The organism is Hydrogenophaga sp., from assembly GCF_031426985.1.
In the GTDB taxonomy this organism is placed as follows: Bacteria; Pseudomonadota; Gammaproteobacteria; order Burkholderiales; family Burkholderiaceae_C; genus Hydrogenophaga.
Genome location: NZ_JASJOY010000196.1, coordinates 1 through 1,354, shown reverse-complemented (window position 1 = coordinate 1,354; position 1,354 = coordinate 1). Strand labels below are relative to the sequence as shown.

At 65.9% G+C, this 1,354-nt stretch carries 1 protein-coding gene and 1 pseudogene; both read left to right on the top strand.

The features are described 5' to 3' along the window. Window positions 1–603 (top strand): annotated as a pseudogene (locus RMP09_RS20410) (succinate dehydrogenase/fumarate reductase flavoprotein subunit); the annotation flags it as partial. A 109-nt stretch (window positions 604–712) separates the two neighbouring features. After that, the coding region (locus RMP09_RS20405; RefSeq protein WP_310567804.1) for a succinate dehydrogenase iron-sulfur subunit at window positions 713–1,354 on the top strand (642 nt) is incomplete at its 3' end.

Below are 1,354 nucleotides of genomic sequence, written 5' to 3'. Positions count from 1 at the left end.
CGCCTGGGCACCAACTCGCTGCTGGACCTGCTGGTGTTCGGCAAGGCCGCTGGCGACCACATCATCGCCAACGTCAACCCCCAGCAGGAACACAAGGCCCTGCCCGCCGACGCCGCCGACAAGACCCTGGCCCGCCTGGCCCGCCTGGACAGCGCCCAGGGTGGCGAGTACTCGCAGGACGTCGCCAACGACATGCGCGCCATCATGCAGGCCCACGCCGGCGTGTTCCGCAGCCAGGAGGTGATGAACGAAGGCGTCAAGAAGATCGCAGCCCTGCGCGAGCGCGTGGCCAACATCGGCCTGAAGGACAACTCCAAGGTGTTCAACACCGCCCGCATCGAGGCACTGGAAGTCGAGAACCTCATGGAAGCCGCCCAGGCCACCATGGAATCGGCCGCCGCCCGCCAGGAATGCCGCGGCGCCCACCTGGTGCGCGACTACGAACACGACGTCAACCACGCGACCTGCCCGCTGGGCCGTAACGACGCCGAGTGGATGAAGCACACCCTGTGGTTCAAGGACGGCAACCGCCTGGATTACAAGCCGGTGCGCATGAAGCCGCTGACCGCCGAGACGGTGCCCCCGAAGCCGAGAACCTTCTGACCACCCCGCGCGCCTTGCGGCGCACCCCTCAAGGGGCGACGCCTGCGGCCTGGCAAAGCCAGTTCCGCGGCGTCCTCGAAGGGGAAACCAGACCACGTAGGAAATGACAATGGCACAACGCACTTTCAAGCTCTACCGCTACGACCCGGACAAGGACGCCAAGCCCTACATGCAGACCCTCCAGGTCGAGCTGGACGGCTCCGAGCGCATGCTGCTGGACGCCCTGATCAAGCTCAAGGCCGTGGACCCCACGCTGTCCTTCCGCCGCTCCTGCCGCGAAGGCGTCTGCGGCTCGGACGCCATGAACATCAACGGCAAGAACGGCCTGGCCTGCCTGACCAACCTGAACACGCTCAAGGGCGACATCGTGCTCAAGCCGCTGCCCGGCCTGCCGGTGGTGCGCGACCTGATCGTGGACATGACGCTGTTCTTCAAGCAGTACCACTCGATCAAGCCCTACCTGATCAACGAGACGCCAGCCCCCCAGCGCGAGCGCCTGCAGAGTCCGGAAGAGCGCGATGAGCTCAACGGCCTGTACGAGTGCATCCTGTGCGCCAGCTGCTCGACCAGCTGCCCCAGCTTCTGGTGGAACCCCGACAAGTTTGTCGGCCCGGCCGGCCTGCTCCAAGCCTACCGCTTCATTGCCGACAGCCGCGACGAAGCCACCAGCGAGCGCCTGGACAACCTGGAAGACCCGTACCGCCTGTTCCGCTGCCACACCATCATGAACTGTGTGGACGTCTGCCCCAAG